Annotated in this window: 6 protein-coding genes, 2 tRNA genes and 1 pseudogene; 5 read left to right on the forward strand and 4 right to left on the reverse strand. The window is 36.1% G+C overall.

Annotated elements, in window-relative coordinates; translation table 11 throughout:
* The 3 genes and pseudogenes from HCUR_RS09360 to HCUR_RS00055 form a co-directional block, all read right to left on the reverse strand.
* A pseudogene (locus HCUR_RS09360) lies at positions 1–462 on the reverse strand (transposase family protein); the annotation flags it as partial.
* A 1,093-nt stretch (positions 463–1,555) separates the two neighbouring features.
* Entirely contained in the window at positions 1,556–1,714 is a 159-nt protein-coding gene (locus HCUR_RS08935) for a hypothetical protein (RefSeq protein ID WP_207760824.1), read from the reverse strand.
* Between the two features lie 890 nt (positions 1,715–2,604).
* On the reverse strand, positions 2,605–3,093 hold the full coding sequence (locus HCUR_RS00055; protein ID WP_104206222.1) for a disulfide bond formation protein B: 489 nt from the start codon (positions 3,091–3,093) through the stop codon (positions 2,605–2,607).
* 158 nt (positions 3,094–3,251) lie between these two features.
* Here HCUR_RS00055 and HCUR_RS00060 point away from each other — a divergent pair.
* The 3 genes from HCUR_RS00060 (at position 3,252) to HCUR_RS00080 (ending at position 5,965) form a co-directional block, all read left to right on the forward strand.
* A tRNA-Arg gene (locus HCUR_RS00060) sits at positions 3,252–3,325 on the forward strand.
* Positions 3,326–4,981: 1,656 nt separating this feature from the next.
* Entirely contained in the window at positions 4,982–5,671 is a 690-nt protein-coding gene (locus HCUR_RS00075; RefSeq protein WP_104206224.1) for a Bax inhibitor-1/YccA family protein, read from the forward strand.
* The gene (locus tag HCUR_RS00080) at positions 5,672–5,965 is read left to right on the forward strand and encodes a hypothetical protein (RefSeq protein ID WP_104206225.1); all 294 of its coding nucleotides are present in this window, start codon (positions 5,672–5,674) and stop codon (positions 5,963–5,965) included.
* Positions 5,966–6,115: 150 nt separating this feature from the next.
* Here the strand turns inward: HCUR_RS00080 and HCUR_RS09950 are convergent, their stop codons facing one another.
* Complete coding sequence (locus tag HCUR_RS09950) at positions 6,116–6,439, reverse strand: transposase (protein WP_129591775.1); 324 nt, start codon at positions 6,437–6,439, stop codon at positions 6,116–6,118.
* 221 nt (positions 6,440–6,660) lie between these two features.
* On the opposite strand from HCUR_RS09950, the gene HCUR_RS00085 reads away from it, so the two are divergent.
* Complete coding sequence (locus tag HCUR_RS00085; RefSeq protein WP_104206226.1) at positions 6,661–6,870, forward strand: hypothetical protein; 210 nt, start codon at positions 6,661–6,663, stop codon at positions 6,868–6,870.
* A gap of 743 nt (positions 6,871–7,613) precedes the next feature.
* Positions 7,614–7,697 (forward strand) — tRNA-Leu (locus HCUR_RS00090).
* Positions 7,698–8,638: the final 941 nt, after the last annotated feature.

Consider the following 8,638-nt stretch of genomic DNA (forward strand, 5'->3'; position numbering starts at 1 on the left):
CGTGCATATACCTTCTTGAGTTACTACACCTTGAGTGTTTAAGGGGTGTTTTTTCTTTTTTCCTGAGTAGTAATGCTTTTATCTTTTTTTGGGCGCTCTATTGGGGGTTCTGTTGCATCTATTAACACCCCTTCATCATTGATATCACGTTTCAAAAGCGCTTTCTTACCTGGCAAAGCAAAATCAGAGTGCTTGATACGCGTTCTTTCTATCCATTTAATCGTATCATAAGCCGTACGCTCACTGACCCCATCGCTTTGACTTATATGGAAATAAGTACGGGTATTCCCGGATGTACTCAAGAGCCATAAGAAGGCGATCCTCTAAAATAAGCGTGTTCTTTCCACCGCCTTTCGCTTTTTTAAGGCGTGCGGCTTCTCTTAAAATATCAAGCATCTTTTCAAAAGGTGATCTTTTAACGCCTGTTAAACGACGAAATTTTTCGTCTTCTATATTTTTCATGGTTTCCTACTTCATGACAGATCCTTCTATAGAGCGTTTACATCAAACTTTAAATTCAATCTAGTTTCTCAAGAGGTCTATTGAGTTGGGGACAAGGCATCTCATAAGCGCTGATTAGGATCATGATTAGATAAAGCATGAGGGAAATCAAAATATTGTATCCCTGAGCCTATCAATACACTCTTGGAGACCACTCAAACCACGGGTTCCAGAATTAGGTCTCCAGTAATTTTGATTAAGAACAAAGAAAGCTGAAAGAGTATCGTATCATTGATCACAATATGTGATATTTTTTCATATTGTTCCAGAATTTTTTATTAAAATTTATGTCAAGTGAATAAGGTGGGGAAAAAATCACAGTTTAACGAATGAATTCAGATATTTTTATTTTTTGAGACCTATGAGATAAAGCGTTGTCCATGAGCACCTACTGCTCAGATCTTAATTCTTTTATCCATATTTCAAAACGCTTAGTATCATAAATTTCATTAAATAAAATCGATGCCAAAGCATTTATACTTTTCTAGTGTCTTCCAATTTTTTTTTTACTTAGAAACAATTCATTTTTTGTCCCCTATCCTCTAATCCATAAAGACTAACTCTCCAATGGGTATATTCTTTAATTTTGTTTAAAAATTCAGTTCTAACTTCAGAACGTGCTTCCGTATAGAGGAAATTTTTTATACCTGAAGCCGAGAGCTTTTAGCTTTCTACACCCTAAACGGCGCTTATGCAAAAATGTTTTACTAATCCTACGGGTGTTTTATCTAGATCGTCTTTAATCTAATTTATTTAGAAACTATAGTCACGAGATAGAGTTAGTCACACATAATGTGATCACAGATACAGGGTCATTAAATAAACTATCAGTGTTTGTGTCTCTCTTACGTTTTTTATTTTTTACCTGGGCTTACTGTTTCTCTACAGAATTAAAGTTTGAAGCCTCGGCTGCTCAGTAAAGAAAACGTATGTGCAGGATCTTCTAAGACTTGGAACTATCTTTCATCAAAACGCTTTTATGAAGGTTGACATTATCTCTAATCACCACGCTTTTAAGAGGAAATTTTAGTATCAGATTTTGAATCACCCCAATTCAAATATTTCCGTATTGACGTTTTTTTATGTGCGTAAAAGAATACATCAATACCATAAGGGCAGCTTTTTCCTCCCTTATCATGACCATCAAAGCACCGTTTTTTGTTATGTCTCTATAAATGGGCGGCATGGATTCAGCAAAGTCCACTTTCGTCAACACACACCACTAAGTTGACTCTGGTTTTTATGCTTCTTGATTTCGTGGAGAAAAAAATGATGTTTCCGCGTCAGTTTTTGGGTAATCTAGAGTTTTTTTATAGGGGAACTCTCGAGCTCACGCTTCAATGCGTGAAAGACACGCTCCTGGCTAACATTCACTCTTTCGCTTTTTTTATATTATCCGATATCAAGATTAGCTTATTTCAGTGGCTCCATGTCAATGTTGGTAGCGAATTTGTGACGTATTGTTGTGAACTTAGCCTTTTTAGACTATTGCATTAGTATTGGACAGAGTAATAAAAAATATTTTATTTATCTTGGCTATGCTTAGGTTTTTTGCTCTGTTAAAGCCACTACTTGGCTACGAAAATTACCAGACTGGGTCCGGGGTTGGCGCGGAACAAACTTTTTATGAATGTATAGTCATTTTATTTGTACTTGGCTAATATAACCTTGAAAAACCGTTCTGCCTTCTGGTATATTTTTAAGGAGTATTTTCGATTCTGTTCACTCAGTATTAATGAGATTAAGTAAACAGAAAAGCTGGGATTGTTTGGAGTAGACCTAAAAAAGTATTGAAGTCCATTCTTTTAATAAATTATTTGTGTATTTTTCTATTTCTATAGTGTTTTATATAAAAGAAAATATTAGGTAATCTACGCATCTACAGCATTTGTAAGCTTAGGTATACGTTCACATCCTGTACTTGAAGTTTAGTTCAAAAAAAGATTGGTTTGCAGTGCTCTTATAACTTTAACGAGCAATAACTTTGTTGCTCCTTGTAGTGTGGCATAAATTCACCTCTAAATACCCCTTTCTTGGACACAGCATAAATTTTTTTTTCATATTTTTATGACCAACCTATGCAATCTACTTTATAAAACATAACTATTGTATAAGACTCTTTTTTTTTGCTAAATGCAGTGTTCTCCATAACACCAACAAACATCCCAGAGTAAAAAAAGCACATAAAAAATAAACTGCTGAAATCCCAAATACTTTCAACGTTATCTGATCACAAGAAACACTGGGCTGAGATAAAAAATCTTCCATTTGCGCATTTAAGGTATCCCCTACTGGAACTCTGGCTTTACAAAAAGATGCCAAAGGAACCCAATGGTTCTGAACTGCAATATGATACCACGTAACAATTAGGCCTAAACACCATAATCCCCAGGTTATCCATCCAGATAGGGTATAGATGGTCCAAGTGCCCACAACGATTAATAAAATGCGCTCTATTGTGCATAATACACATGCGGTATATCCAAAACCATAATCTAACATGTAGGCAAATACTGCCATTACGCATGCGATTGCGCCCAGAATTTGCAGGATCATATTCCAGGAATAGAAGCGCTGAATTCTTTTTATCATGCTATACAGTCCTCAATATTTTTTTTATTCTTAGTATATACATATACCTTCAAAATTTTATACATCTCCTTATACGGACATCGGGACCAATGGTTGTAATTTTATTTCCAGACAACCAATAGACCATGGAAAAAAAAATTGTTATAATGAATGTTTAAGCGCTCGTAGCTCAGATGGATAGAGCACAGAATTCCTAATTCTGTTGTCGTGGGTTCAAATCCCGCCGAGCGTAGTACTATTGATATCAAAGCAATAATCCTTTTTCTATTTAGAGCGGATTTAGCTGAAGAAGTATACCGTGCTTTATAAAGGAAGTGGAGGTAAATTTTTGAAGTTATATATTTTGAGTATAAAAAGATGCTAGTGTGGTGTAGATAGGATCTATAAAGGCTTGGCTATCATGAATTGATAATCACGGTTGTATTTAAAACTGTACTGAGGGAGGAAATACCCTGACTTTGAACTAAAACAAACTTTTGAACTAAAACGAACCTTAGATTGTGTAGTCAAGAAATCAAGCATGTTTTAAGATATTTCTAGAACAGAGCAAAGGTAGCACGCTAAGGGTGAATAGAAAGCATGATATGTCTAATAAAGCGTCGCGTTTCTTGCAACGGAATTGACCCGGAAAAGAAGGCCCATAACGCTAGAAAAAGACAAAAGCTCTTTTATCAACGGGGTTTTTGAATTTTACGGACGGGCGCTTCATGGGGAAGTCTTCCAACTGATTATAGTAATTGGAAGAATAACCATAAAAAGTTTTATCACTGGCCAGACAGTGAGATGTAGAAGAGTTTACTTAAGCGTATATTTATTGAAGACACATAGTTATAGAAATGGCTCATGATGGATGCCCATCACATCAGAGTACATCCTCATGCGTCTAGTGAAAACGCGGCTCAATACCCCAGGTAGGTATGGTCTTAGGTGCGTTTAATATGAAAGTTCCAATGAGGGTATTAAAGAGACCCCCACAACGGATTGTACTCAAGCTTGAAAATTAATAGCGAGCCTTCGTGCTAAGTATCGTCTTTTCACACAAGAGGTATGATAGCGATGACAGAATTGAGAATGCTGAAAGCCAAGGCATAATTGCTCTTATCTCACCAAGAAAAAATAAAAAAGCACACAGAGTGTACGATAAATATTCTGTAGAAAATGCATTCCTGAATCTCAAGCTTTGGCGCATTATTGAAGGTCGTTATAAAAAAAATTGCTGGTCTCTTTTAGCGCTCGTACAAATTCGATGCATCGCTTTATGGACATTTATCTTGTGACTACACTATCTAAGTGTGTCCACCTTTAGTTTTAGTTACCTAACAGTGCCTGCCTCTAATAGCGTATCCGTGTCTAAGAGACCTTGCTTAGAAAAACTTTGGTGCATCACGGTAAAACAAGCGGTCTTTTATTGCCTAGTCTTCTGCTTTTGAATCTTTGATCAAAGTCTAGATCGCTTTTCTGAATGAGCTTTTAGATGGGAAAGACTTTTTTTATAGTGCAACTTTAACGCTTTGAGCGATCGAAAAGTGTAATTGTGGCTTGCTTTTAACCATTCTGTCCTCTTTTTAAGGTAAGTATCAAGATGTTTTTCTCATTCTGTTTAAGAGACTACTCTTCCACGGAGAGAGCCTGTTTGTTGCGTCATACTCCACTTAACTTATTTCTTACGTACTATAAATTTATCTATGATTTTATCTCTATTAAACTCTACCCAACATAATTTATTATCTTTTGCATAAAGCCGTTTAGATAGAGGGATACGCGCTTCTCTATTGCTAAATTATTTTTGAATACGGTTATTTTGTTCTGAAAGATATAAGATTTTGCCTTAACAAAAAAAAATGCTATAATGACTGAGTAGAATTTTATATAACGTACGGAGAAAATTATGTATCCTTTAAAGACAGCTTTGCGTAGTACTGTAGACGCAGGATTGCAGAAGTTTTTGATGGGAATTTATAGCTATATGGCCTTAGGGCTAGGATTGACGGGTGTTGTAGGGTTTGCAATTAATGTTGCCCCGCCTAATATTCGTCATTTTTTTCACAGTATATCAATGGTCGTTGGATTTTTAACTCTAGGGCTGGTTTGGGCCATGGGAAGTCGTGTGGGGCAGGCAACAGTACAGAGAGCACAGACATTATTTTGGATTTATGCGGGTCTCGTAGGTGTCAGTCTTTCAGCATTTTTTTACCAATTTTCAGTACATGCTATTAGTCGTGCATTTTTCATTACTGCATTTATGTTTGGAGGCGCTAGTGCTTTTGGTTACCTCACAAAAAAAGATCTGACTCGCATGGGATCATTTTTGTTTATGGGAGTACTAGGACTTTGCATCGCTTCTATCGTCAACATATTTTTAAAAAGTTCTATTACGGAATTTGCTGTTTCTGTTTTGGGCGTTGTGATTTTTACAGGATTAACAGCCTATGACACTCAAGCTTTAAAAGATTTATATTTTCAGTTACCCTTGGATGCTTCTATTCGTGAGAGAGCTTCCATTATGGGTGCTTTAAGTTTGTATCTTGATGTTTTAAACATTTTCCTCTACATGTTGCGTCTAGGAGATAAAGACTAAATGAACTCTTCAGATAAGTCCCTTGAGTTGTGCAACGTAGTTCAAGATCTTAATACGATTTTTCATCAAGCCATGGCGGATAAGGAATGGGCCGTGGCTTTAAAAAGTCGTGAGTTACTTATTAAAGTTTTAAATGATATTAAAAAACCTCATGGGTTCAAGCCTCTCGCGGAGTGGACCAATGAGGAAATTCAATTCATTATATCTGACGCCCAGCGTCTTCATCGTCAATCAGAACCTTGTTCTTCCCCAGAATTTAGGGATGAAAAAATACCTATAGACTATGCGCATTGATCTTTTTGTATTTTATTAAATTTTAGATTAGAGTGGTATTCAATTAAGTTGAGTAAGAGGAAAGACGAGAAACGAACTGTTGTTTTTTCATTATCTCCAAGCCACTAGATTTTACGTTTAATCCTTTTTTTAATGTTCAGTCAGTATTTTTTATTGGATTGAGATCTGGTGAGTAGCGAGGTAAAACATTAACATGCACTCAACTGATTTAATGAAGTGTGTAGTCTTTCTCGACTTATAGAAACTTGCGTTATCTATTATTAAAATTTTCTCTAGTTTCAACTCCTTGATTAATGATCGTTCTACCCAAATATTCAATAAACTTCTAGTATAAGCTTCATTAAACCCCATAAATGCTATGAATTTAGTCTTCACCAATCCTACTATAACGTTTGTGCGTCCATAACATTTTTTGCTCTTCTTACTAAAAAATTTTACCCTTGTACTCTCCCATAATTTATCTTGGCACAGAATAAGTTCGGTGCCATTTTCATTAGTGTATACAAAACTCTAGAGTTTCTCCTTTATGAATTCTTAGTACTTATCTCTTTTTATTTCTCCAAAAGTGAAGGCTTTTTATAACTAGAGTAAACGAACTATAGAACGGTTATAATCGAAGCAAAGAGAAGATATTTAAAAGATGTCGTATTCATAGAATTCGTCGTAAGAGTTTAGAAATTAAGAAGAAAGAAGGGGTGAGCTATGAGCACTCTGGTAAACGTTTTGGAATGGGTAAGCAGGCAGTGTATAGAGGGAGTGCCCGTTTGGAACCAAACTTAGTTCGCTCTAAGTCACCCAGCACAATGGACATGGAATGTTTAGAACACGATATCACGATGGATCTCCTAATGCCTATCATCCAGCGTAAGCGGAGCGCTTTGGGGTTAGGGCAGTTAGCATTTTGAAAACCCTAAGATGTCTTGGGGTGCGCTATAAAAAAACCTTAAATCATTCAAAGTCGGATCCAGAAAAAAGATCTGTATTGTGCTAAAAGTGTAATAAAGGAAAAAGCAAAGGAAAACAGAGTGTTTCCATTGATGAACGTGGATTGGCTCATGATATACCAAGAACTCACGAGGATTCTGTAAAAGAGCAGCGTTTTTAGGGAAAACATATATTTTTGAAGCAGTCTATTGTCATGACCTGCTTTGTACCACGGGTGGAGGACGACTTAAATATAGAAAAATCATCGTGGTGTAAAATTGATATGATGTATGAAAGTTTTCCTATTTTTAGAAATGAAAGCTAGATTTTGAAGCGCTGATCATGTCCCTACGAATGATAGAGCGCACTAGATCTACTGAGTTCCTTACCACAAATGGGTGACTTTATTGTCATTTTTTTAGAATGAGCGGGAATGATGAGTTTTGTTTAGAGGCCCATCTCTTAAACTAGGCTATACGACGAAGACTATCCCCCTTCCTTTATATCGTTTTTAGCGTTTCTGGATAAAAGACTTTACCCACACTCTTCAGGCAGCACCCACCATGAAGACCTTGAGGTGTGCGACTTCGATACCTCCTCCTAAATCAACTGCATTATCAGTGTAGATTCTTTTTGTGGTTACAAGAACTTCCGTGGGCAATAAGTGAAGATCACAATATATTGGGGCTAGTTTTAAAAAAAATTATTGCTATAATAAAAACAAGCGGTCATGGCGAAGCTGGTAGATGCGCAACGTTGAGGTCGTTGTGGGGGAAACCCCAGGGAAGTTCGAATCTTCTTGACCGCAGAACACTGTTTAGGCTAACTACTTAAACAACTTATTTAGCAGAGCAGGCGACTGTAAACTGGTTTTAGCACTTTTATCAAGTATACAATTTCTAAAAGAATTCTGAATACTTTTTTTGATATGAGAGGAACGAATCATTTTGGAAATATAGATTAAACTTAGAAGATTTTATTTTCAAAAAAACCTTCGCATCATTAAGAGTTAAACTTTTTTTAATTTTTAGATTTTATACTTTTATACTAGACAAGTCTCATGTTTGGACCTAGGGTATTTCCCTAAACCAATTTCACACGTCTACTTTTTTGATTTAAGCAAAACACAGAAATAGCGATGGGAAGACAGGTTATTGATGACGCGTTACGAAAAAAATTATACAACAGAAGAGCGTGTGCTTAAAGATTACCATTTTTTCATAGACGCTGGTTTACTTATGAATTCGCGCGACAAACTACTTTGGGGCGACTACAATAGCCACAATAGGTGATGTAAGTCAAAAGAATTTGATGGCATTCTGGCCATCTTAAAAAAATGACCACCATGCATGCCACATGCGTGATAGCCAACGTTAAAGCGCACCAACTTGAATAGACAGACAAGAAGCTCAACCCCTTGGAGATTTGGGCAAGAAAACACATGCAAAAGTTGCGTCGTTTTAAATGAACAGGCAGATAAAAACACGAATTCTCACGAGAAATCCCATTAATTTTATTTTTTTGATGATTAGCAATACTTATTGTCCAAAAAGGCATAGCTTTTATAAAATCGTGAAATGACTGTTGTTATTTCCAGAAAAAATCATCGATTAATCTTGGTACCGAACGATCAATACATTTACAAGTAACGACATTGTGTTGAAGGTTTTTTTAATCTCATAAAATCATTTAGACTAAGAATCAGTCACGTAAACAGGTGAAATAGCGGGAATAAAGTATAGGATTGAC

It is taken from the genome of Holospora curviuscula (assembly GCF_002930195.1).
Lineage (GTDB): Bacteria > Pseudomonadota > Alphaproteobacteria > Holosporales > Holosporaceae > Holospora > Holospora curviuscula.